Origin of the sequence: Corynebacterium phoceense (assembly GCF_900092335.1) — a bacterium.
In the GTDB taxonomy this organism is placed as follows: domain Bacteria; phylum Actinomycetota; class Actinomycetes; order Mycobacteriales; family Mycobacteriaceae; genus Corynebacterium; species Corynebacterium phoceense.
Genome location: NZ_LT596208.1, coordinates 520600 through 542262 on the forward strand (window position 1 = coordinate 520600; position 21663 = coordinate 542262).

The window sequence follows — 21663 nt, forward strand, 5'->3', positions numbered from 1 at the left end:
TCTTCGTCGGTTTCTGTGGCGCGGTGCGCAACCGACGGACCCACGGCGGTGCCGGGAGCAGGCCGCTCGGCAGCGGGGGCATCGGCAGCACCGGCGCGCTGCTCAGCATGCTGCTTGCGCGCGGCGGTGAGCCACTCAGGTGCCTCATCGAGCAGGGCCTTGATCTCGGCCGTGGTGAGCGGGTGGTCCATGTCGTTCTTCTTCATGGCGTTGACGGAAATGCCCAGCTTCTGCGCCACGACAGGACGCGGGTGCGGGCCCTCCTGGCGTAGCGTGACAAGCCACTGGGGCGGGTTGTCCTGGAGCTCGCGCAGTTGCGCATGCGTGACGGCGCCGTTCTGGAATTCTTCCGGGGTGGCCGGAAGGTAAATACCGAGCTTCTTCGCCGCGGTCTGCGGGCGCATGGCAGTTCCCGACGGCTGGCTGGTTGGTTGAGTCATGGCTCCCACCGTAGCACCCCGTAAGCTGGGGAACATGCTGCGTCTTAGTTTTGCCACCGGCACGGAGCCAGGGAAATGGTTCACCCGCTACCGTGAGTACACCTCGCATGAGCTCGCCACGGCGGATGCCGATGACGCCCTCGCGGACGTCCTCGCCGGCTCCGCGGACCTCGCACTCGCGCGCGTGCCGGAAGCTGGGGATCCCCGCATCGATGACACGTTCCACATGGTGCGCCTCTATGACGAGGCCCCAGGCATCGCGGTGCCGAAGGACCATATCCTCGCGGAGATGGGGGAGACGGTCAACCCCGCGGATGTCGCGGATGAGATTGTCAACTACCGGATTCCGGACACTGGCGTCGTGGACGTGCAGGCTGTGCGCGACGCGCTTCAGATCGTCGCGGCCAACGTCGGCATTGTCGTCGCCCCGCGCCCGCTGCTCAAGGTGCTCTCCAAGCGTCAGGTCGTGCCCCTCGCGCTTGCCGATGCCCCCTCCGCCCCCTCGCCCCGCACCTTCATCGCCCTTGTGTGGCGCAAGGAGGACGACGGCGAAGTCATTCAGGACTTCGTTGGAATCGCCCGTGGGCGTACGCCGAACTCGTCGCGCACGGACACGAAGAAAAAGTCTGCACGCGCAACATCTTTGGCGAAGCAAGCGCGCCGGACAGGTGCCGTTAAAGGCAAGAAATCGGTATCCAAGCAAACGTTATCAAAACGAAAGAAAGGCTCTCAGCGGGGCAAACGGCGGTAAAACTCCGTCAGCGGGGGCACATTTGGTTGAGAGTATCTTGAGGATTTGCTGAACGTGCGATTAGGGTCGATGGCAGACGCCGTTGCTTATAGAAACGGGTCCAAACATAAAGATTCCTAATGAAAGGTCATTTCTTCATGAACACTATCGCTCGTCGCGTTGCTGCTGGTATCGCTACTGCTTCCCTCGCTATCGGCCTGGTCGCCTGTGGCTCGGACGCTGAGGATGCCGCGAATACCGCAAAGGATACCGCAGGCTCTGCCGCTAACGAGGCTACTGCCGCGGCTGGCTCCGCGGTTGATAACGCCAAGGATTCTATGAAGGATTCCGAGTCCGCTGGCGCCTCCGAGGGCGCCGAGCCGAGCGGTGCTGAGGGCTCCGAGTCTGAGGGCGCTGGCTCTGAGGGCGCTGCCGATGGGGAGAAGACCACCATCAACACCGCCGCCGGCGAGTTCGAGATCCCGGCCGCCTTCGCCTCCGCGCTGGAGAGCAAGGCTTCCGAGTGGGGCATGTCCATGGACGACATCCAGAACATCACCAACTCTGATGCTGGCTCTGTCGCCACCTTCGCCAAGGATAAGCTGTTGGCCTTTAACAACGAGTCTGGCGAGTCCGTCCCGGTTATCGGCAAGATTGCCGAGACCTTCGAGTCCGAGGGCGGCCTGGAGTCCCTGGGTCTGCCGGAGTCTCCGGAGCAGGCCGTCTCTGACGGCGAAGGCTGGGTCCAGGAGTTCACCAACGCCACCGTGAAGTGGGTTAAGGGCGAAAGTGGCGAGTTCGCGGCCGATATTCAGAAGAAGTAGCCGTGCACGGTCGCGACGACCGCTGATATGCACACCGGCGCCGACTCGAATGAGTCGGCGCTTGTGGCGTCTTGGGGGTGTGCTTCGGTGGCGGTTAGGGCGCGTGAGATAGATGTGCGCGGATGCGCACGGGCGGGTGAAAGGTCACGCGCTGTTCACTTACAACGCTGTAATTTGTAACCTTGCTTGCTTACGGTGGGGGACAACCGGTTCGGTGACGCGGTTATCGGGCCGGCGAGCACCACGCGAAGCGACGCCGTGGGTCACCTGCGGCGAGCGTGACCACAACCTAGGAAAGCCCATAAAGTCATGTTCCATAGCGATATCGCTACAACAGCCACCTTGAGCACCGAAGATAGTGACGCCAGCGGCGTCGAGTCTGCCTTTGCCACCACGCAGCGCACCAAGACCTATGTCGTCGACACCTCCGTTTTGTTGTCCGATCCCTGGGCACTGCGGAAGTTCGCCGAGCACGACGTCGTGCTGCCAGTCGTCGTCATTTCCGAGCTGGAAGGCAAGCGCCACCACCCCGAGCTGGGATGGTTCGCACGCCAGGCCCTGCGCATGCTCGAAGACCTGCGCCAGACCTACGAACGCCTCGACGAGCCGGTGCCTGTCAATACTGACGGCGGCACCGTGCGCGTCGAACTTAATCATCAGGATCAGTCCCTGCTGCCGGCAGCGTTCCGTGGCACGGAGGGCGACCATCGGATCCTTGCGTGCGCGCTCAACCTCGCGCACGAAGGCAAGGACACGACACTGGTGACTAAGGACGTGCCGCTGCGTGTCAAAGCGGGCGCCGTGGGACTCGACGCCGATGAGTACCACGCCCAGGACGTCGTGCTCACCGGCTACACCGGTATGGCGACGGCGCAGGTGGCGCCGGAGGATATCGATGCTCTCTTTGCCGAAGGCTCGATTCTTCTCGATGACGTGGACACGGACGACGGCACGCCGGTGGCGGACCTGCCCGTGCATTGCGGCGTGCGGCTCAACGCGGCGGGGCAATCCGCGCTCGGCCGCGTGACTGCGGACGGTGCGGTGCAGCTCGTGCGCGGCGACGTCGGTGCCTTCGGCCTGCAGGGACGCAGCGCGGAACAGCGCGTGGCGCTCGACATTCTTGCGGATCCCAACGTCGGTATCGTCTCGCTAGGCGGTCGTGCAGGCACCGGCAAGTCCGCGCTTGCGCTGTGCGCCGGCCTCGAAGCGGTCCTGGAACGCAATGAGCATCGTCGCATCGTCGTCTTCCGCCCAATGTATGCGGTCGGCGGCCAGTCGCTCGGCTACCTGCCGGGCACCGAAAGCGAGAAGATGAACCCGTGGAGCCAGGCCGTTTACGACACTCTCGAGGGTTTGGTCTCCGACAACGTCATCGAGGAAGTCCAGGACCGTGAGCTCCTCGAGGTCCTGCCGCTCACGCACATTCGTGGTCGCAGCCTCCACGACAGCTTCGTCATCGTCGACGAGGCCCAATCGCTGGAGCGTAACGTGCTGCTCACCGTGCTCTCCCGCCTTGGCCGCGGTTCCCGCGTCGTGCTCACGCACGACGTCGCGCAGCGCGATAACCTGCGCGTGGGCCGCCACGACGGCGTCCAGGCAGTCATCGAAAAGCTCAAGGGCCATGAGCTTTTTGCCCACGTCACCCTGCAGCGCTCGGAGCGCTCGGCCATCGCCGAGCTCGTGACCGACCTGCTCGAGGACGGCCGCTAAGCAACGGTTTCGACTTCTCGCGTGGGCGGTGGAGCGGCTAGGATGGAAATCCTAGCCGCGTACTGCTGCCAGGCCGTGCGCTCGTTGACCCAAGGGAGTTCTTGCACATGCGCTTGAAGAAGCTCATCGCCGTACCTGTCGCCGCCGCACTGCTCGCCACCCCCGTTGCGAACGCCGCACAGCCGAATACCTCGAGCAACGCCGGGATCGAAGTACCGCAATCCTCCAAGGGCAAGGACGCGTCCTCGCAGAACGTGCCCTTCGACGTCGCGATTGGATTCGCGGTGGCGCTTGGCTTCGTGGCCATCGCCGATATCTTCTTCAACGCCATCAATACGCCCCAGTACCACACGCTGTTTAGGGCATCCTCCTAAATCCGAGGGTGAACGTAACTGTGCATGGCGCGGGGGTCTGCGGAATAATGGATTGCCATGACAGAAAACGACACCACACGTAGCAAGGGTTTCGTGCTGCGCCCGTTCCGTATCGAGGACTATCCGCAGATGCGGGCCATCTACGAGCATGGACTCGAGACGGGTCACGCGACGTACGAGACCAAGGCTCTCACGCTGGAACAGTTCCAGCGTTCCAAGATCGCGGCGAGCGTGTTCGTTGCGGTGGAAGCGGATGATGACTCGAAGATCCTCGGTTGGGTCTCTGCCGCTCCTATCTCCTCGCGCAGCGTCTTCCACGGCGTGGTCGAAGACTCCATCTACATTCACCCGGACGCCCGCGGCCGCGGCATCGCTGGCGCGCTGCTCGACAAGCTCATCGAGGTCTGTCAGCAGCTCCACAAGTGGGCCATCCACGCGTGGATCTTCCCGGAGAACGAAGGCTCCGCAGGCCTGCACATTTCGCGCGGTTTCCAAAAGGTGGGCACGTACTCCCACTTGGCGAAGATGACCTACGGCGAGCTCGCGGGCCAGTGGCGTGACACAGCAGTCTATGAGCTGCTCCTGCCCAAGCCGGGGGAGAAGCCGGCCTCTTAAGGGGGCATCGGAAAGCAAGCAAAAGGCCGCCTGCAGCAGTGCTGCAGGCGGCCTTCGTGCGAAAGGATAGCGCAGAGATTTAAGAGATGGTTTCCTTGAGGTGCTCCTCGCGCAGGGGGAGGACGAGGACGAGCGCCAGGATGGCCATCGGAACCATAAGCAGGATAACCGGGGTGAGGCCATCGTTGTAGGCGGAGAGGATGACGTGCTGGATGGTCTCCGGCATCTGCGCCACGAGACCCGGGGTGAGGTGCGAGGAGCCAGAGCCCTGCTCAGCGAATTGCTTGGCGTACTCGGCGCCGGCGGGGCCCATCTCCTTGATGGCGGCCGGCATGTTGGCGGCAAGCTCGTTCTTCATGTTGTGAATGAACAGCGAACCCACGAGGGAAGCACCCACGGCGGAGCCGATCTGGCGGAAGAAGTTGTTTGCCGCGGTAGCGGTGCCGACCAGTGCGATGGGGAAAGAGTTCTGCACGATGAGGACGAGGACCTGCTGGACGAAGCCGAGGCCGATGCCGAAGACGAGGAACTCGAAGCCGAGCGTGACAAGGGGCGTCTCGACGGAGAGGCGGGACATCCAGTACAGGGCACCCGCGGTAATCACGAGGCCGATGATGGGATAGACCTTGTAGTGGCCGGTGCGGGCGATGATGAAGCCGACGACGGTGGAGGTCACGATGAGGCCGACCATCATCGGGATCATCATGAGACCAGCCTTGGTCGGGGTGAGCGTGTGGACCATCTGGAGGTAGGTCGGCATGTAGCCGAGGACGCCGAACATTGCCAGACCCAGCACGGTGCCGGCAAGGGTGGTGAGCACCATGTTGCGGTTCTTGAACAGGTGCACCGGGATAAGCGGTTCCTTGGCCTTCGTCTCGACGAGAACGGTGATGATGGCACCCACGATAACCACGGCGGCCAGGCCGAGGATGATCGGATCCGACCACTCGTATTCGGTGCCGCCCCACGTGGTCATGAGGATGAGCGAGGCGGTGGTAAGCGCGATGAAGGTGGCGCCGAGCCAGTCGAAGCGTTTCATGGAGGTATCGCCCACGCGCAGGTGGAGGACGAGAGTACAGACGATCATGGCGAGGATACCCAGCGGGATGTTCATCCACAGGCCCCAGCGCCAGCCCGGGCCGTCCGTGAACCAGCCACCGAGGACCGGGCCGAGGACGGAGGACAGGCCGAAGACGCCGCCCATGATGCCCATGAACTTGCCGCGCTCACGGGAGGAGGTGACCTCGGCGATAATCGACTGGGAGGAGATCATCATGAAGCCGGCGCCGAAGCCCTGCACGGCGCGGCCGGCGATGAGCAGGCCCATGGCATGGGCGAAGCCGCCCATCGCGGAGCCGATGACGAACACGGCGATGCCGCCGATGTAGAGCCACTTGCGGCCCATCATGTCGCCCAGCTTGCCGGAGATCGGCATGGCGATGGTCATGGTGACGAGGAAGGCCGAGATGACCCAGCTCATGTGGTCGACGCCGCCGAGCTCGCCCACGATGGTGGGCAGCGCGGTGGAGAAGATCATCTGGCCCAGGGAGCTCATCAACATGGTGAGGACCAGGGCAGAGAAAATCAGGCCGAGGCTATTAGCCCGGGCCTCGCCTTCAGCCGGGGCAACCGGTTCGGTAGTAGCTACCATTGGATTCCTTTCGCGTATTCAGTAAAGAGACGCAGCGCGCCGTGGAGGCGGTCTGCGAGGGGCTCAGTGCAATCGATATCCGGTCCGGCAAGAGCGAGCCACAGGGCCTCGCGAAGGAAAGACGCGATGATCATGGCTTCCGTCGCCGGGGAGGAGTCCGGCAGGCGCTGGAGCTCCGGCTCGGCGGTGAGACGTTGCTCGATGAGCTGCTTAATTTCGTGGGCCTTCTCACGCTTGCGCATCATGGACGCCATGGCGGCCTCGGGTTGCGTTGCGATGCGCTGACGGCGCTCCGCGACGACGGTTCCGTGATGATGGCCGACCATGTGTGCGTCGACGACGTGGAGCGCGAGGGTGAGGACGTTGTCCGTGGGCTCGGTGAGGAAACGCTGTCGAACGTCTTCCGTGAATTCCTTGCTGGGCCCGCCGAGCACGGCGGAGTCCTTGGAATCGAAATAATTGAAAAATGTGCGCCGAGAAATCCCCGCTGCTTCGCAAATCTCTTCCACCGTGACGTCGTTGAAGCCGCGCTCGTCCACCAGCTTGGTGGCGGCGTCCTCAATGGCATCGCGGGTGGCGAGCCGTTTTTGTTCGCGTAACGTTAGTTCTTCTTGCACAGAGCGCAACTTTACACGCGGTGCAAACTTGCACCAAGTGCACAGTGGGTGATTTTCGCGAACTGACGGGTTTGAGAGAGACCTGGCTCATAGGGCAGACGGTGCTGGGATGATTTTTGGGCCGACGAAGCGCTGAGAATCCGCGCGGGGAAGGCGCTTTGGCGGCGAAAAAGTACTCCGCCGCCGCCGTCGGGGGCCGGCGAAGCTGGCATGGCAAAAGCCCCAGCAGGAAAGAAACCTGCTGGGGCGTGGGGCGAAGGCGGCTTAGAAGTTGTCGCGGTCGCGGTTGGTCATGGTGAGAACGTTCAGCTTCTCGTCGAGCTGCTCCTCAGTGAGGTTCTCGCCGTCGACGAAGCCGAGGTCGATGACGGCCTCGCGCACGGTGATGTGCTCGTGGAGGGCATGCTTGGCAGCCTTGGCAGCGTTCTCATAGCCGATGTTGCCGTTGAGCGGCGTGACAATCGACGTGGAGGACTCGGCAAACTTCTTCATGCGCGGTTCGTTGGCGGTGATGCCGTCGACGCACTTCTCAGCGAAGACGCGGGAGATGTTGGCGAGCAGGCGGGCAGACTCGAGGACGTTGCGCGCCATCATCGGGATGTAGACGTTGAGCTCGAACTGGCCGGAGGCGCCACCGAAGGCGACGGCAGCGTCGTTGCCGATGACCTGAGCGGCGACCTGGGTAGCGGACTCGACCAGGACCGGGTTGACCTTGCCCGGCATGATGGAGGAACCTGGCTGCAGATCCTTGAGGTGGATCTCGGCGAGGCCGGTGAGCGGGCCGGAACCCATGAGACGGATGTCGTTGGCGATCTTGTTGAGGGAGACGGCCACGGTGCGCATGGCGCCGGAGAACTCGACGAGTCCGTCGCGGGCAGCTTGAGCTTCGAAGTGGTTCTCGGCCTCCTTGAGCTGCTCGATGCCGGTGAGTTTCTTCAGCTCCTCGGTGACCTTGGCACCGAAGTCAGCGGCGGTGTTGAGGCCAGTACCGGTGGCGGTGCCGCCGATGGCGAGCTCGCCCAGGCGGGGGAGGACGGCCTCGACGCGCTCGATGCCGAGCTCGATCTGGCGAGCGTAGCCGCCGAATTCCTGGCCGAGGGTGACCGGGGTGGCGTCCATCATGTGCGTGCGGCCGGACTTCACGACGTCAGCGAATTCCTTGGCCTTGGCGAGCAGCGACTCGTGGAGGACCTTGAGGCCCGGGATGAGGTCGTTGACGGCGGCCTCAGTCGCTGCGACGTGGGTGGCGGTCGGGAACGTGTCGTTGGAGGACTGGCCCATGTTGACGTGGTCGTTCGGGTGAATCTCGACGCCGTTGTTGTGAGCGATAGACGCGATGACCTCGTTGGTGTTCATGTTGGACGAGGTGCCGGAACCGGTCTGGAAGACGTCGATGGGGAAAGCATCGTCGTGCTTGTTCTCACCAATTTCCTTGGCGGCGGCGATAATCGCGTCGGCCTTCTCGGCGTCGAGCTTGCCGGTGTCCTTGTTGACCTGTGTGCACGCAGCCTTGAGCAGGCCGAGGGCGCGGATCTGGGCAGCCTCGAGGCCGCGGCCGGAGATGGGGAAGTTATCCACTGCGCGCTGGGTCTGGGCGCGCCACAGCGCGTCAACCGGGACCTTTACTTCGCCCATGGTGTCGTGTTCGATGCGGTACTCAGTCATGAATGTTCCACCTTTTTGTCTTCAACGTGATTCGGAGTGCAGGCTCTTCAGCGCCCGCGGACAAGTCACACTTGCTAGCAACCAGTATGCACAAACACATCACGGTGCGGGGCACAGCGGTGTGTGACGAGCCTTACTAATGAGGAAAAGCCGCGCCGCCGGTGCCCACGTGGGGCCGCAAGCGCGGCGAGGGAAAACTACTTGGTCTTCGGGTCGGAGTAATCGACCACCGAGTATTCCTGCAGCTTGGCCAGCTTGTGCTGGGAGTCGATGTAACGGATGGTGCCCGACTTCGAGCGCATGACCAGGGAGCGCGTGGTGGCGCCGTTGGCACGGTAGGACACACCGCGGAGCATGTCGCCGTTGGTGACGCCGGTGGCTGCGAAGTAGCAGTTATCGGAGGAGACCAGGTCGTTGGTGCCGAGGACGCGGTCGAGATCGTGGCCGGCCTTGCGTGCCTTCTCCGCCTCAGCCTCGTCCTTCGGGGCGAGCTTGCCCTGGATTTCGCCGCCCATGCACTTCATGGCGCAGGCGGTGATGATGCCCTCCGGGGTGCCGCCGGTGCCCATCATCATGTCGATGGAGTTGGTGTCCTGGCAGGTCGCGATGGCACCGGCGACGTCGCCGTCCATGATGAGGCGCACCTTGGCGCCGGCGTCGCGGATTTCCTGGATGAGTTCCTTGTGGCGCGGGCGGTCGAGGACCACGACGGTGACCTCGGACGGGCGGATGCCCTTGGCCTTGGCGACGGCCTCCACGTTCTCCTTGACGGAGGCGTTGATGTCGATAACGCCCACGGCGTCCGGGCCCACGGCGATCTTCTTCATGTAGAACACGGCGGACGGGTCGAACATCGTGCCGCGCTCGGCGGCAGCGATGACGGAAATCGCGTTAGGGCGGCCCTCGGCCATGAGGCGGGTGCCGTCGACCGGGTCGACCGCGATGTCCATGGCGATGCCCTCGCCGGTGCCGACTTCCTCGCCGTTGAAGAGCATGGGAGCCTCGTCCTTTTCGCCTTCACCGATGACGACGATGCCGTTCATGGCGACGGTGTTGATGAGCTTGCGCATGGCGTCCACGGCGGCGCCGTCGCCCTCGTTCTTCATGCCGCGGCCGACCCAGCGGCCCGACGCCAGCGCGGCGGCCTCGGTGACGCGCACCAGCTCCATAGCGAGGTTGCGGTCGGGCATGTACGAAGTGTTATCCGACATGAAAAGGATGCTCCTTGGAAATAAAAATGCGGAAGTAAACGGACCTCCTTATATTGTTGCACTTTTCTTCCAGATCTACGTCCGAATCGGGCCCCCGAATGTGGGAACGTGTACACCCGTTCCGCGATAGTGCCTGTTCAACAGGCCCACAGGAAGCGCACAGGGGATTGGTCGCTGGCGCGGGGCCTCCCGCGAGCCTGCTGCTAGCTCGGCGCGGCACAGTAGGGACCATGATGATTGCGAAAGTCCTAGCCCCTGTCCTCGCTGTGAGCGTCGCTCTGGGCGCCGTCGTTGTTGAGCACGAGAAGCCGCGGGGCGAGACGGTGGGCGAAGCCGTTGCCGCGCGCGTCGCCGCGGCTCATGAGGACTGCTCGCCCGCGCGAGAACGCTTTAGGCAATGCCCCGACGGCATGCCATACTAGGTAGCCGTGGCAGCTGAAGATAAACCCAAAATCTTTGAAGGCGGCAAGGACATGGTCCTGTCGCTCGGCGTCGTCGTCATCATGATGTTGGTCGTCGTGGGCGCGACGGGCCTGTGCACCGTCAACCCGGAAGAGACAAATTACGCGCGCGAAAACCCCGTGGACGCGCAGTCTTTCCTTGACTTAGAGTCGCGCACGACGGAAACGGCCCTGCGTCTGCCGCAGGTGCCCGAAGGCTGGACCCCCAACTCCGCGCGCCGCTCGAGCGTCGCGGGCGAGACCGCCGCCATCGTTGGCTGGGTCACCGCCGAGGAGGGTTTCATCCAGGCTGCGCAGACAGCCGTGCCGCTTGACGATGCCCTTAAAAATTACGATGGCGCATACCGCGCCGACCGCAGCTCCCGCACCGTCGATGGTACCGACGTGCAGGTCTTCGCGTCTGAGGACGCGGACGTCCGCCCGCTGTGGGGCTTTGACTTGGGCGACGAGCGCGTCATTCTCACCGGATCGGCGAGCGATGACGACTATGAGGCGCTGGTGCGCGCGTTCGTCGCGGCGCAACCCCTCCCCAATTAATCCGCGTTCCGCGCTAGCGGAACGCGCCAGCGGACCGCTCTAGCGGGCGAAGCCTGCTAGCGGAACGTGACCGCGGTGAGCTCGGGGGAGAAGACCGCGGAGACACCGGGGGCATCGGCAAGCTCGGTGAGACCGTTGAGCTTGTCGCGGCCGAGGTAGACGTCGACCTTTTCGCGCGTGGTACCCGGGGTGACAGTAATCGACTCGACCTTGCCGTCGGCGAAAGCCACGGCGATGGAGCCCTTGAAGTACGTGACCTCGTCGCCGGAGTCCGTGTGCGGGGTACCGAAGAATTCCTCGACGAGGGAGCGCGGGTCACCAAAGAGGATCGAGCCGGCCGAGCCGGATTTAGACACAAAATCGACGCGGTCGCCGGGGTAGCCGTAAATCTGCATTACTCTGCCGCCTCTGCGGTCTGATCGCCCTGGTCGGCGCGGTGGAGCGCGGCCTCCACGCGCTGGGAGGCGCCGTCGAGGTGGGCCTCGCAGGCCTTGGCGAGCGCCTCGCCGCGCTCCCAGAACTTGAGCGATTCGTCGAGGCCCATCTGGCCGAGCTCGAGGATTTTGACGGTCTCGATGAGCTCGTTGCGGGCCTCTTCGTAGCTGAGCTGCTCGACGGGCGGGAAGGCGTCCTGGCCCGGCTGGCCGGTGCCAAAGGTGTTCTCGGACATGGTGCTCCTTAAATATGCGTTCGTGGGGGAGTTTAGTCTGCCGGCTGAGCGGCCATCGCGGCGGCGGTAATCGAGCCGTCGCCGACGCGGATGCGCAGCTGACTGCCGGGCGGGGACTGCTGGTAGGACGTGACCACCTCGGGACCCGAGCCGTCGCGCGGAACGACCTGGACTACGGCGTAGCCGCGGGCGAGCGTGGCGGAGGGACCGAGCGCGGAGACCTGCGCGCGCAGGGCCGCGACCTGCTTCTGCTCAGTGCTGAGCACGTACTGGATGTCGCGGCGAATGAGGGCGAGGTTGCGGTCGAGTTCGTCGCGGCGGTCGTTGATGGGCTTCATGGGATCGNGGCTCGTGGCCGATGGCGGAGACTACGGGCGTCTGCGCCGCGACGACGGCGCGCTGGAGGGCCGCTTCAGAGAAGGGGAGCAGGTCTTCGACGGCGCCGCCGCCGCGGGCGATGATGATCACGTCGACTTGCGGGTCCGCGTCGAGGATCTGCAGCGCGCGGATGACGGAGCTGACCGCCTCGGTGCCCTGGACCGCGGCGTTTTCCACGCGGAACTGGACGTGCGGCCAGCGGCCCTGGGCCACGGCGAGGACGTCGCGCTCCGCATGGGAGCCGCGCGAGGTAATCAGACCGACCTTGTGCGGCAGATAGGGCAGTGGTTTTTTGCGGCCGGGATCGAAGAGTCCCTCACTGGCGAGCTGCTGGCGGAGCATCTCGATGCGCGCCAGGAGGTCGCCCAAGCCGACCTGCCGTATGTCGTCGACCATGATGGAAAACTCGCCGCGGCCCTCGTAGAAGTTGGGCTTGCCGTGGATGATGACGCGGTCGCCCTCTTTGGGGCGCGGCTGCATGGCGCCGAACTGGCGGGAGGGCACGCGCAAGGCAATGGACTTGTCTTGGTTGACGTCGCGGAGCACGAGGAACGCGAAGGCCCACTGAGGCTTGTAATTGACCTGGGCAAGCTGGCCCTCGATCCACAGGTAGCCGAGCTTATCAATCCACCCCTTGACGGAGTGGTTGACCATGGCGACGGACCATGGAGACTCGGGCGAAGACGCGGCATGCGCCATAGAGTGACCTACCTTAATGTACGAAGAAATTACAGGCGTGTTCACCCAGTCTATTGTTTTTGTCCGATCGTCGGTACTCTGGGCTTTATGAGTGAAGCTGGCAAGAATGTTCTCCTGGCGGCGCCGCGCGGCTACTGCGCTGGCGTGGATCGCGCAGTCGAGACGGTAGAAAAGGCGCTGGAGAAGTACGGCGCCCCCATTTACGTGCGCAAGCAGATTGTTCACAACCGTTACGTCGTCGAGTCTTTGGCCGAGCGCGGCGTCATCTTCGTCGACGAGGCTTCCGAGGCCCCCGAGGGCGCCCACCTTGTTTTCTCCGCCCATGGCATTGCGCCCACCGTGCGCGCCGAGGCGAAGAACCGCAACCAGATCACGCTCGATGCCACATGCCCGCTTGTGACGAAGGTGCACAAGGAAGCCCAGCGCTTCCACCGCGACGGTTACCACATCCTCCTCGTCGGCCACGAGGGGCACGAAGAGGTCGAGGGCACCGCAGGTGAGGCGCCGGAGGTTACTCACCTCGTCGACGGCCTCGACGGTGTCGCGGCTCTGCCGGACTGGCTACAGGACGAAAAGCTTATTTGGCTGTCCCAGACCACGCTGTCTGTCGACGAGACCATGGTCATCGTCAACGCCCTGCGCGAGCGCTTCCCACACCTGGAGAACCCGCCGTCAGACGATATTTGCTACGCCACGCAGAACCGCCAAGGTTCCGTCAAGGCCATCGCGCCGAAGTGCGACCTTATGATCGTGGTGGGCTCCAAGAACTCTTCGAACTCCGTGCGCCTCGTTGAGGTCGCGCTCGAAGCTGGCTCCAAGGATGCCCACCTCGTGGACTTCGCCAAGGAGATCCAGGAGGAGTGGCTCGACGGCGTGACCACCGTGGGCGTTACCTGTGGCGCCTCCGTGCCGGAGCTGCTCGTGCGCGAGGTCCTCGAATTCCTCGACGAGCGCGGCTACAGCGACGTCGAGCAGGTGACCACGAGCACCGAGACCATTACTTTTGCCTTGCCGCGTGACTTGCGGCCAGCACGCGTGAAGTAAGTCTTTCGCGTTGCGTCCCCGGTCCGTGCGGACCGGGGTTTTGTGTATGCGGCGCTGTACGCAGGAGCTCTGCAGAGCTCGCAGAGGGCGGTTACGGTGGATCCTCGTAAGCATTCGATAGTCATGAAGGAGTTAGACAATGACGGATCTGTCCACAAAGACAATTGCCTTTATCGCGACGAACGATTTTGAGGATTCCGAGCTCACCTCGCCGGCGGACGCCGTGCGCGAGGCGGGAGCGACCGTGAAGATTCTTGCCCCGGAGAAGGGCCAGATTAGCGGCAAAAAGGGTACCTCCATCGACGTAGACGCCACGACGGCTGAGGCCCGTGGCGAGCGTTTGATGGCATCGTGCTGCCCGGCGGCACCGGCAATGCGGATGCGCTGCGTCTCGATGAGGCAGCCGTGGAGATCGTGAAGAAGCACGTCGAGGCAGGCCGCCCGCTGGGCGTTATCTGCCACGGCGGCTGGATTCTTACCGACGCGGACGTGCTCAAGGGCCGTACGCTGACGTCGTTCCCGTCGCTCAAGACGGACCTGCGCAACGCGGGTGCGACCTGGGTCGACGAGGAAGTCCACGTTGATGAGGGCCTTGTGTCCTCTCGTACGCCGGACGACCTGCCCGCCTTCAACGCGAAGATCGTCGAAGAGTTTGCTGAGGGCAAGCACTAAGACGTTCTTACAGAAGTCCCCCGGTACGACGCCTGCATGAATTGGGCGTCGCGCCGGGGGATTGTTCTGTCTGCGCGGTGGCGTTTAGTCCTCGCCGTAGAGGTCCTCGTCGAGGCGGCTGGCGCGGCGCGCGGGACGCTTGGAGGCTGCGGGTGAATCTGAGGGGGCATCGGTAGCCGGGGCCGATTGCGCAGGGAACGTGGCGGTGCCGTCGCCTGCACGGCGATTCGGATCGGGGCGNCCGATTGATTGCGGGCTTTGAGCTCCGCCACCGTGAGCGTGCCGGAGCGCTGGCGGGCGCGGGTGCTTGCGACACGATTGCGGCGCTCGGCCTCCGCGGTGGCGCGGCGGGTAGCAGCCTCAGACTCGCGGGTTGACGAGGCGTTGCGACCAGCGAGCCACAGGCGCACGACGGCGATAAGAGCCCCGGCTAGGACAAGGATGAGCAGCGCGGGAAAACGTTCAACGAAAGGATAGGCGCCAGTAAACAGCGTGGTACGCGAGAACAACGAGGCAGTATCGCTGCTTCTATACGCAGTCAGCCAGCCGGTGAGCAACACCATGACCGCGAAGATCACGGGGATAGACAAGACCGTAATGAGCAAGCCGCGTGGGTTGACCACGAGGACGGCCGCGAGGACGCCGAGTGCGAAGCATGCTGTAAAGGCCCAGCTAAAGCCGCTCATGGCGACCGTAATAATGAGGCCAAGAAGGAGCCCGCCAGCGATAATCGCCGGCCCGGACCACACTGGCATGCCGGACCGCGGCGCGTATCCGGAGGGACGGCGGGTGGCGGTGGAGGCATTGGCATGTGACACGAACGGCAATTTTACCTTTTCTTTACCCAGGAAGAGGGATTGAGCGAGGTGAGTTTCCGCATATCGAGCCCGCGTTGTCACCCCGAAACGAGACGCGCGGGCCGTCGTCGGTTAGTGCCGTGGCGGCGGGCCCACGACGGTGAGGTCGAGTTCGGCTTGCGCCGTGCCACAATCCTTCCGCTGGGAACCACGGCTCGGTGCCTTCTTCTTGTACGGCGAAAATCCGAGGGCGCGTTCATATACTCGAAGAGTTTCTCACAGAGAGGTGTCGTGAGAATGCCGAGCATGTGCGTGTTGTGTGCGTGGAAGGAGAACGAGTGGATCGTGCCGGCGCGGGCGTTGAGATAGTCGCTGCGGTGTAGCCACACGTCCGGGCCGTTGGCGTGGATGCGGATTTCGCCGTCTGTCGACGGAAAGATGTAGAACATCGGTGGGGAACGGGGGTAAAAATCGTTCGCTTTACGAACTTCGGTGCAGGTTATGAACGATGCGTTACAGTGCGTGCATGACCAATTCGACATCGCACCGAGGAGAGGGCGCTTCCGGTTCGGCCCACCGTGCTGCGGGCGACGAGGTTGCTGATCCCAGCGGAACACGGTGGCAGCGCGCGGCTATTCACCTAGGCGGATTTGTGGGTCCCTTTGTCGGCCAGTCTACTTCCGTCGTCTTGCCGGAGTTTTCGCGTTCGTTTGGGATTTCAGTCTCCCTCGCCGCGCTGACCATTACGGCGTACACCTTTCCGTTTGCGGTTGCGATGTTGTTTTCTGGCCGACTGGTGCGCGGGTTTTCACCGTCCAAGGTCGTGCTTGTCGCATTCGCTGTTATTTGTGCGGGCGCCGTAGGTCTGATGCTGGCGCCTACATGGTGGATATTCCTCACGATCTTCGTCATCATGGCGATTGCCAATGCCTTCACGACTCCAGTCCTGCAAGGCATTGTGAAACGGATTACTCCTGACCATGAGCTGGGCACCGCGTTGGGGACGTTTACTGCGATGCAATCGTTGGGCGTGTTCTCGGCTCCGCTGCTGGCCGGTGCCGCCGCGCTCATTTCTTGGCGGCTGACCTATCTGGTCGTTATCGCCTCCGTGGTCTTCATCTTCTTGGTACGGGTGCCCATGCTCACGCCCGCGCCGCGCCGGGTGGCTGGTGACAACGAGCGGGTGCAATGGGGATATATGTCCGTCCACATGCTCACCTTCCTGATTCTGGGCGCCGGTGTGGTGGGCATGCCGTTTGCCGTGTCCTTGCTCGCTGCGGAGCGCTTTGATCTCGGCTCGGCCGGCCGCGGCGCCGTCGTGATGTGCGGCGGTTTGGCAGCATTTATTTTCTCCCGCTTCATTGGTCGCGCGGTCGACGCCCTGGGCGTGCCCCGGTCGCTCGCGCTGGGACTGGGGAGCGTCATCGCGGGACTGTTGTGCGTGCCACTGTCCCCGCACCCGATCGTCATTGCGGTTGCCTGGGCGCTGGCGCTCGTGGGCATGCAAGCGGTACAGATCATCATCAACATGCTCGTGCTGCGCTCGCCCGGTGGCACGGAACTCCTGTCGACCGTGTTGGCCTTCCGTTTCTTCGGCGCGGCGCTGGCTCCTGTCGTCATGATGCCCGTGTTTACCGCCAGCCATTATGCTGCCTTCTGGATTCCTGCCGCAGGCGCGGTCATTGCCTTAGGCCTGCAGCTCGCAGTCGCGCGTCGTGCTGCTGCGCGGCGTGCATCCTAAAAGCCGCCTTCCTCCGGTAGAGGCTCCTGCGCGTAACGCGGCCACGTATCGACGCGCTCGAGTTCGGTGGGGAGCCGGTCCGTGCGCGCCGGGATGTCCATCTCGCCGAGCTTGCGGGCGGTGACCATGACGCGGGAGTCGACGGAGCCGAGCGTCGCGTTGAAGGCGTCGATGGCGCGCTCGAGGCCGCGACCCACCTTATTGAAGTGTTCGCCCATGGTGTTAAGGCGCGAGTAGAGCTCGCGGCCTAGGCGCTGCACCTCGCGCGCCTTGTCCGAGATGTCTTCCTGCCGCCAGCCCAGCGCGACGGTGCGCAGCAGGGCGAAGAGCGTGGTGGGGGTTGCGATGACGATATTGCGCTCGAAGGCGAACTCGAGGAGGTCCGGGTCGACGCTCAGCGCGGCGTCGAGGAAAGGATCGGCGGGGACGAAGAGTACCACGAACTCGGGCGTGGGCTGGAAGGCCTCGATGTACTCGCGGCCGGACAGCGCCGCGACGTGGCTGCGCATGAGATGGGCGTGGCGGCGCAGGAAAGCGGCGTGCTCCTCGGGGTCTGTGGCCTCGAGCGCGTCAAGATACGAGCTGAAAGGAACCTTGGCATCAAGGACGATCTGACGCCCACCGGCCAAGCGGATGACGAGATCGGGGCGCACGCGCTGGCCGTCGAGGGTGGCGGTGACCTGCGAGTCGAAGTCGACGTGCTTGACCATGCCGCCGAGCTCTACGACGCGCTCGAGTTGGATCTCGCCCCACCGTCCGCGAACGTTGGGGGAGCGCAGCGCTGTGACGAGTTTGTCTGTGCGGTCATTGAGCCGCGCCGAGGTACGCGTGATGGCCTGCACCTGGCTGGTGAGCGACGCGAATTCGGCGGCGCGACCAGCCTCGAGCTCCTGGAGTTGGAGGCCCAGGCGATCCATGGCCTTCTCAAGCGGGACGACCTGGCGGTCGAGTGAATCTGCGAGGCCTTCGCGCACTCCGGCGGTGAGTTCGCGGGTGGCATCGGCAGGCAAAGCAGGCGCGGGGGACTGGCCCACGCGGTAGGCGTGTGCGAGCCAGCCCAGCACGGCGCCAAGAACAAGGCCAAGAATCAAATACAGGATGGAGCTCATGGAGCCCCACCCTGCCAGACGGTGTCGACATGGTCGTTTAGGAACGCCGGAACTTTTCGAAAGTTTTATCGAGAATGTCGCGGGCCTTGTCGAGCTGCGGACGAATACGCGGGCGCTCGGCCGGGTGTGGCGCGGCGTCGACGTCCATGGTGGTGGGGTCGGTGCCATCAGCTGCAGCGTCGCGACCTGCGGCCTCGCCAGCGAACTCGTTGTCGCGCAGGGTGACGCGTTTCAAGCGGCCCTCGTCTTCGGTGTAGCGACCGATGAGCTCGCCTGCGACGGTCTCGAAGCGGATGTCCTCGGCGTGGATCTCGCCCGACTGCAGCTTGAGGACCTCAAGGACGTAGCGCCAGCACACCGCGAACACGGCGACGACGGGCACGGCGAGGAAGGCGCCCACGAGACCAAAGAGCGCGGAGCCGACGGTGACGGAGATGAGCACGACGACGGGGTGGAGGTTCATGGCGCGGGCCTGGAGCCAGGGGCTCAACACATTGCCCTCGAGCTGCTGGACGACGAGGACGATGATGAGCACGATGACGGCCTTGGTGAGTCCCAGGGAGACGAGCGTGATGGTCACGGACAGCGCGCCGGCGACGATGGCGCCGACGAAGGGGATGAAGCCGGCGCAGAACGTGATAATCGCCAGCGCCATGGCGAGCGGCACGTTGAGGATGATAAGTCCTAGACCGATGAAGACGGCGTCGATGGCAGAGACGAGCGCTTGTGCGCGGACGAAGCCGCCCAGTGTATTCCAGGCGCGGGTGAGCAGCTCGGTGAGGTGCCAGCCCGCGCGGCGGCCGGTGGCCTCGCGCAGCCAGCCCAAGAATTTGTGGCCGTCCTTGAGGAAGAAGAAAGTAAGGACGAGGACGACGAGGAGGGTGACCACGATGGAGGTCACGGTGCCGATGCCGGAGAAGACGCTGCCCGCGATGGAACCCGCGCGGGATTGAATCCATGTGGCGGCCTCGTCGATATAGCGGCCCAGCTCGTCGTTATCAAGCTCGAGCGGCGGACCCTGGACCCACAGCTGCAGGCGCTGGATGCCCTCGACGGTCTGTAAGTACAGCGTCTGGGATTGCCGCGCGAAGTTCGGCGCGACAAACGCGATGATGCCGCCCACGATTCCAAAAAACAGCAGGATGGAGGCGAACGCGGCGAGCCCGCTGGGCAGCCCGACCTTGCGCATCCCACCCGACAGCGGCGCGAGCACCGTACAAATAATGAGCGCCAGCAGAACCGGCAGGACGCCCTGCCAGAAGTTGCCCAGCATGCGCGCGGCCGCATAGATAAATGCGCCGATGATAAACAGGCGCAGCGCCCACATCGAGACGTTGCGCACCATGTCGGCCACGACAACGGAGCGGTCGACTTGGTCTCCCGGCGGGTGCGGGGAGACGCCGCTCAGGCGGGCGGCATCGGCAGCCTCACTCGGCTTGGCGGAAAGCCCCAGGGCCTCGGGGTGGGCGCTGGGGTCTGTCGGGGACGCGTCGGGCTGATCAAAACTCACCCCACCATCTTGCCTTAAATTTTTTCCGGTGCGTTAGGATTGGCCCCGTGAGTCTTACACTTGGAATCGTCGGCCTGCCCAACGTGGGCAAGTCCACGCTATTTAACGCCCTGACCCGTTCCGATATCTTGGCCGCGAATTACCCGTTCGCCACCATCGAGCCCAACGTCGGCCTCGTGGAGCTGCCAGATAAGCGCCTCGACCGCTTGGCTGAGATGTTCAACTCGGAGCGCATTTTGCCCGCGACCGTGTCCTTCGTGGATATCGCCGGCATCGTCGAGGGCGCCTCCAAGGGCGAGGGCATGGGCAACGCCTTCCTCGCCAATATCCGCGAAGCCGACGCCATCTGTCAGGTCGTTCGCGCGTTCTCCGATGACAATGTCATCCACGTCGACGGAAAGGTCGACCCGGCGCACGATATCTCGATCATCAATACCGAGCTCATCCTCGCTGACCTGCAGACCATCGAGAAGGCCCTGCCGCGCCTGGAGAAGGAAGCCCGCAAGGATAAGGAGAAGGCCGTCGAAGTCGAGGAGACCAAGAAGGCTCAGGCCGTCCTCGAGGATGACCGCACCCTCTTCGCCGCCGCGAAGAACGGCGAGCTCGATCTCGCGCCGCTGCGCGACCTCCATCTCATGACTGCTAAGCCCTTCCTGTACGTCTTCAACTCGGACGAGGCCGTGCTTACCGATGCCGCCAAGCGCGCCGAGCTCGCAGAGCTCGTCGCCCCGGCGGAGTGCGTCTTCCTCGACGCCCAGACCGAGACCGAGCTGCTCGAACTGCCCGAGGATGAGGCCATGGAGCTCCTCGAGTCCGTGGGTCAGACCGAGCCAGGCCTGGCCACGCTCGCCAAGGCTGGTTTTGAGACGCTTGGCCTGCAGACCTACCTCACCGCCGGTGAGAAGGAAGCGCGCGCCTGGACGATTAAGAAGGGCTCCGCCGCCCCGCAGGCCGCTGGCGTTATCCACACCGACTTCGAGAAGAAGTTCATCAAGGCGGAAATCGTCTCCTTCGACGACCTCGACGAGGCTGGCTCCATGGCCGAGGCCCGCGCTCACGGCAAGGTCCGCCAGGAAGGCAAGGACTACATCATGCAAGACGGCGACGTCTGCGACTTCAAGATCGGCGGCTAGACTCACCCACCGCCACAGCCCGAGTCTGCTCGCACACTATGCTCACCGGTGGCGACCACGAGTCGGAGCTCGTCAACGCCTCACCGGCTTTTCACGACAACGAAGCCCTCCAGATCGCGCGATCGGGAGGGCTTCGTTGTCGTGAAATCCCGCTTAGAGTCGCAACGTCTTCATCACATGCATGCCCGTCGTAATGAGCGTGCGGAAGCGCTCGGGCGGCAGGAGCGTCGAGGGCGCGAGCGGGTGGAGACGTTGCGCGGCGACCGTCCGCTCGTTGGACCACAGGCGTAGGCCGGTCTCGCCGTGGCGGTGGCCGAGGCCGGATTCCTTGACGCCGCCGCCCGGCGCGGCGATGGAGCCGTAGGCCGCCGCGAAGCCTTCGTTGATATTGACCATGCCGGCTTCCACCCGGCTGGCCACGTTCCAGGCGTGGCGCTCGGATCCGGACCACACGGAGGCCGCCAAGCCATACGACGTGTCGTTGGCGCGTGCGATGGCCTCCTCGTCCGAGTTCACCTTATAGAGGGAAAGCACGGGGCCGAAGGTCTCGGCAGCGTAGCACTCCATGTCTTCCGTGACACCCTCGAGGATGGTCGGCTCGAAGAAGAACGGACCGAGCTCCGGGCGGGCCTTGCCGCCGTACACGACAGTTGCGCCCTTGGATACCGCGTCGTCGACGTGGCGTTGGACAGTCTCGAGCTGCCTTGCCGAGGTGAGCGTGCCGATGGTCGCCGCGTCAGTGAACGACGCACCGAGCACCTCGCGGTCGAGCGCTTGCTGCAGTTCGGCGACGAGCTCGTCGTAGACATCGGCATGGACGTAGGCGCGCTCGGCAGACATACACAGCTGTCCTGAGGAGGAAAAAGCCGTGCGGACGAGGGCAGGGGCGGTGGAGGAAGCGGGGGCATCGGCAAGCACGAGCGCGGGATTCTTACCGCCCAGCTCGAGTATGGCGGGAATGAGGCGCTCTGCAGCCTGGGCGGCGAGCTGCTTGCCCACCTTCGTCGAGCCGGTAAAGGAGAGGCCGTCCACGAGAGGCACGAGCGCGTCGCCGACCTCGGCGCCGCGGCCCGGC

General features: G+C 64.1%; 20 protein-coding genes and 3 pseudogenes. 11 read left to right on the forward strand and 12 right to left on the reverse strand.

What is annotated here, in order from left to right; all coding sequences use genetic code 11:
• Nucleotides 1-86 precede the first annotated feature (86 nt).
• Nucleotides 87-440 (reverse strand): annotated as a pseudogene (locus BN9444_RS06615) (DUF5997 family protein); the annotation flags it as partial.
• A gap of 34 nt (nucleotides 441-474) precedes the next feature.
• Between BN9444_RS06615 and BN9444_RS06620 the strand changes: the two are divergent.
• The 5 genes from BN9444_RS06620 (at nucleotide 475) to BN9444_RS06640 (ending at nucleotide 4693) form a co-directional block, all read left to right on the forward strand.
• Nucleotides 475-1191 carry a LysR family transcriptional regulator substrate-binding protein gene (locus BN9444_RS06620; protein WP_068802159.1) on the forward strand — a complete coding sequence of 239 codons (717 nt, stop codon included), beginning with the start codon at nucleotides 475-477 and terminating at the stop codon, nucleotides 1189-1191.
• Between the two features lie 137 nt (nucleotides 1192-1328).
• Nucleotides 1329-1994 (forward strand): hypothetical protein, encoded by a 666-nt coding sequence (locus BN9444_RS06625; RefSeq protein ID WP_066509615.1) that lies wholly within the window; start codon nucleotides 1329-1331, stop codon nucleotides 1992-1994.
• Nucleotides 1995-2336: 342 nt separating this feature from the next.
• Nucleotides 2337-3704: a PhoH family protein gene (locus tag BN9444_RS06630; RefSeq protein ID WP_066509618.1), complete on the forward strand. Its 1368-nt coding sequence runs from the start codon at nucleotides 2337-2339 to the stop codon at nucleotides 3702-3704.
• 107 nt (nucleotides 3705-3811) lie between these two features.
• Nucleotides 3812-4078 (forward strand): hypothetical protein, encoded by a 267-nt coding sequence (locus BN9444_RS06635; RefSeq protein ID WP_066491300.1) that lies wholly within the window; start codon nucleotides 3812-3814, stop codon nucleotides 4076-4078.
• Nucleotides 4079-4135: 57 nt separating this feature from the next.
• Nucleotides 4136-4693, forward strand: a complete 558-nt coding sequence (locus BN9444_RS06640; RefSeq protein WP_068801625.1) for a GNAT family N-acetyltransferase — start codon at nucleotides 4136-4138, stop codon at nucleotides 4691-4693.
• Nucleotides 4694-4772: 79 nt separating this feature from the next.
• Here BN9444_RS06640 and BN9444_RS06645 read toward each other — a convergent pair whose 3' ends face one another.
• The 4 genes from BN9444_RS06645 to glpX form a co-directional block, all read right to left on the reverse strand.
• Nucleotides 4773-6344: an MDR family MFS transporter gene (locus tag BN9444_RS06645; protein WP_068801626.1), complete on the reverse strand. Its 1572-nt coding sequence runs from the start codon at nucleotides 6342-6344 to the stop codon at nucleotides 4773-4775.
• Entirely contained in the window at nucleotides 6338-6961 is a 624-nt protein-coding gene (locus tag BN9444_RS06650) for a TetR family transcriptional regulator (protein ID WP_068801627.1), read from the reverse strand. Before BN9444_RS06650 ends, BN9444_RS06645 begins: the two co-directional genes overlap by 7 nt.
• Nucleotides 6962-7225: 264 nt before the next feature.
• The gene (locus BN9444_RS06655) at nucleotides 7226-8626 is read right to left on the reverse strand and encodes a class II fumarate hydratase (RefSeq protein WP_068801628.1); all 1401 of its coding nucleotides are present in this window, start codon (nucleotides 8624-8626) and stop codon (nucleotides 7226-7228) included.
• A gap of 197 nt (nucleotides 8627-8823) precedes the next feature.
• On the reverse strand, nucleotides 8824-9837 hold the full coding sequence (gene glpX / locus BN9444_RS06660) for a class II fructose-bisphosphatase (protein ID WP_066491288.1): 1014 nt from the start codon (nucleotides 9835-9837) through the stop codon (nucleotides 8824-8826).
• Nucleotides 9838-10067: 230 nt separating this feature from the next.
• Here glpX and BN9444_RS06665 point away from each other — a divergent pair, with 230 nt between their 5' ends.
• Both BN9444_RS06665 and BN9444_RS06670 read left to right on the forward strand, forming a co-directional pair.
• Entirely contained in the window at nucleotides 10068-10259 is a 192-nt protein-coding gene (locus tag BN9444_RS06665; RefSeq protein ID WP_066491285.1) for a hypothetical protein, read from the forward strand.
• Between the two features lie 6 nt (nucleotides 10260-10265).
• A complete protein-coding gene (locus BN9444_RS06670) occupies nucleotides 10266-10835 on the forward strand; it encodes a DUF4245 domain-containing protein (protein ID WP_066491283.1) in 570 nt (189 codons plus the stop codon).
• A 56-nt stretch (nucleotides 10836-10891) separates the two neighbouring features.
• Here the strand turns inward: BN9444_RS06670 and BN9444_RS06675 are convergent, their stop codons facing one another.
• The 3 genes and pseudogenes from BN9444_RS06675 to xseA form a co-directional block, all read right to left on the reverse strand.
• Nucleotides 10892-11230 (reverse strand): hypothetical protein, encoded by a 339-nt coding sequence (locus tag BN9444_RS06675; protein WP_066491281.1) that lies wholly within the window; start codon nucleotides 11228-11230, stop codon nucleotides 10892-10894.
• A complete protein-coding gene (locus BN9444_RS06680; RefSeq protein WP_066491279.1) occupies nucleotides 11230-11505 on the reverse strand; it encodes an exodeoxyribonuclease VII small subunit in 276 nt (91 codons plus the stop codon). Before BN9444_RS06680 ends, BN9444_RS06675 begins: the two co-directional genes overlap by 1 nt.
• A 32-nt stretch (nucleotides 11506-11537) precedes the next feature.
• Nucleotides 11538-12582 (reverse strand): annotated as a pseudogene (gene xseA / locus BN9444_RS06685) (exodeoxyribonuclease VII large subunit).
• A gap of 87 nt (nucleotides 12583-12669) precedes the next feature.
• Here xseA and BN9444_RS06690 point away from each other — a divergent pair.
• Both BN9444_RS06690 and BN9444_RS06695 read left to right on the forward strand, forming a co-directional pair.
• Entirely contained in the window at nucleotides 12670-13626 is a 957-nt protein-coding gene (locus BN9444_RS06690; RefSeq protein ID WP_066491269.1) for a 4-hydroxy-3-methylbut-2-enyl diphosphate reductase, read from the forward strand.
• Between the two features lie 139 nt (nucleotides 13627-13765).
• Nucleotides 13766-14298, forward strand: a pseudogene (locus BN9444_RS06695) (type 1 glutamine amidotransferase domain-containing protein).
• Here the strand turns inward: BN9444_RS06695 and BN9444_RS15470 are convergent.
• Complete coding sequence (locus BN9444_RS15470; RefSeq protein ID WP_478219569.1) at nucleotides 14295-15053, reverse strand: DUF6542 domain-containing protein; 759 nt, start codon at nucleotides 15051-15053, stop codon at nucleotides 14295-14297. The pseudogene BN9444_RS06695 and the gene BN9444_RS15470 overlap by 4 nt on opposite strands.
• A 568-nt stretch (nucleotides 15054-15621) precedes the next feature.
• Here BN9444_RS15470 and BN9444_RS06705 point away from each other — a divergent pair.
• Nucleotides 15622-16836, forward strand: a complete 1215-nt coding sequence (locus tag BN9444_RS06705; RefSeq protein ID WP_168164062.1) for an MFS transporter — start codon at nucleotides 15622-15624, stop codon at nucleotides 16834-16836.
• Here BN9444_RS06705 and BN9444_RS06710 read toward each other — a convergent pair.
• Entirely contained in the window at nucleotides 16833-17945 is a 1113-nt protein-coding gene (locus BN9444_RS06710) for a DNA recombination protein RmuC (RefSeq protein WP_066488626.1), read from the reverse strand. The genes BN9444_RS06705 and BN9444_RS06710 overlap by 4 nt on opposite strands.
• 37 nt (nucleotides 17946-17982) lie before the next feature.
• A complete protein-coding gene (locus tag BN9444_RS06715) occupies nucleotides 17983-19455 on the reverse strand; it encodes an AI-2E family transporter (protein ID WP_066488636.1) in 1473 nt (490 codons plus the stop codon).
• Between the two features lie 47 nt (nucleotides 19456-19502).
• Here BN9444_RS06715 and ychF point away from each other — a divergent pair, with 47 nt between their 5' ends.
• Nucleotides 19503-20588: a redox-regulated ATPase YchF gene (ychF, locus tag BN9444_RS06720; protein WP_066488637.1), complete on the forward strand. Its 1086-nt coding sequence runs from the start codon at nucleotides 19503-19505 to the stop codon at nucleotides 20586-20588.
• Between the two features lie 153 nt (nucleotides 20589-20741).
• Here ychF and BN9444_RS06725 read toward each other — a convergent pair.
• Nucleotides 20742-21663, reverse strand: a 922-nt coding sequence (locus BN9444_RS06725) for an aldehyde dehydrogenase family protein (RefSeq protein ID WP_141681574.1), incomplete at its 5' end; no start/stop codon positions are given.

Coding starts and splice junctions, on each gene's coding strand:
- BN9444_RS06675 (WP_066491281.1), bottom strand. CDS start 11,230: ATGCAGATTTACGGCTACCCCGGCGACCGCGTCGATTTTGTGTCTAAA.
- BN9444_RS06680 (WP_066491279.1), bottom strand. CDS start 11,505: ATGTCCGAGAACACCTTTGGCACCGGCCAGCCGGGCCAGGACGCCTTC.
- BN9444_RS06620 (WP_068802159.1), top strand. CDS start 475: ATGCTGCGTCTTAGTTTTGCCACCGGCACGGAGCCAGGGAAATGGTTC.
- BN9444_RS06645 (WP_068801626.1), bottom strand. CDS start 6,344: ATGGTAGCTACTACCGAACCGGTTGCCCCGGCTGAAGGCGAGGCCCGG.
- BN9444_RS06625 (WP_066509615.1), top strand. CDS start 1,329: ATGAACACTATCGCTCGTCGCGTTGCTGCTGGTATCGCTACTGCTTCC.
- BN9444_RS06710 (WP_066488626.1), bottom strand. CDS start 17,945: ATGAGCTCCATCCTGTATTTGATTCTTGGCCTTGTTCTTGGCGCCGTG.
- glpX (WP_066491288.1), bottom strand. CDS start 9,837: ATGTCGGATAACACTTCGTACATGCCCGACCGCAACCTCGCTATGGAG.
- BN9444_RS06655 (WP_068801628.1), bottom strand. CDS start 8,626: ATGACTGAGTACCGCATCGAACACGACACCATGGGCGAAGTAAAGGTC.
- BN9444_RS06640 (WP_068801625.1), top strand. CDS start 4,136: ATGACAGAAAACGACACCACACGTAGCAAGGGTTTCGTGCTGCGCCCG.
- BN9444_RS06705 (WP_168164062.1), top strand. CDS start 15,622: ATGACCAATTCGACATCGCACCGAGGAGAGGGCGCTTCCGGTTCGGCC.
- BN9444_RS06635 (WP_066491300.1), top strand. CDS start 3,812: ATGCGCTTGAAGAAGCTCATCGCCGTACCTGTCGCCGCCGCACTGCTC.
- BN9444_RS06665 (WP_066491285.1), top strand. CDS start 10,068: ATGATGATTGCGAAAGTCCTAGCCCCTGTCCTCGCTGTGAGCGTCGCT.
- BN9444_RS06690 (WP_066491269.1), top strand. CDS start 12,670: ATGAGTGAAGCTGGCAAGAATGTTCTCCTGGCGGCGCCGCGCGGCTAC.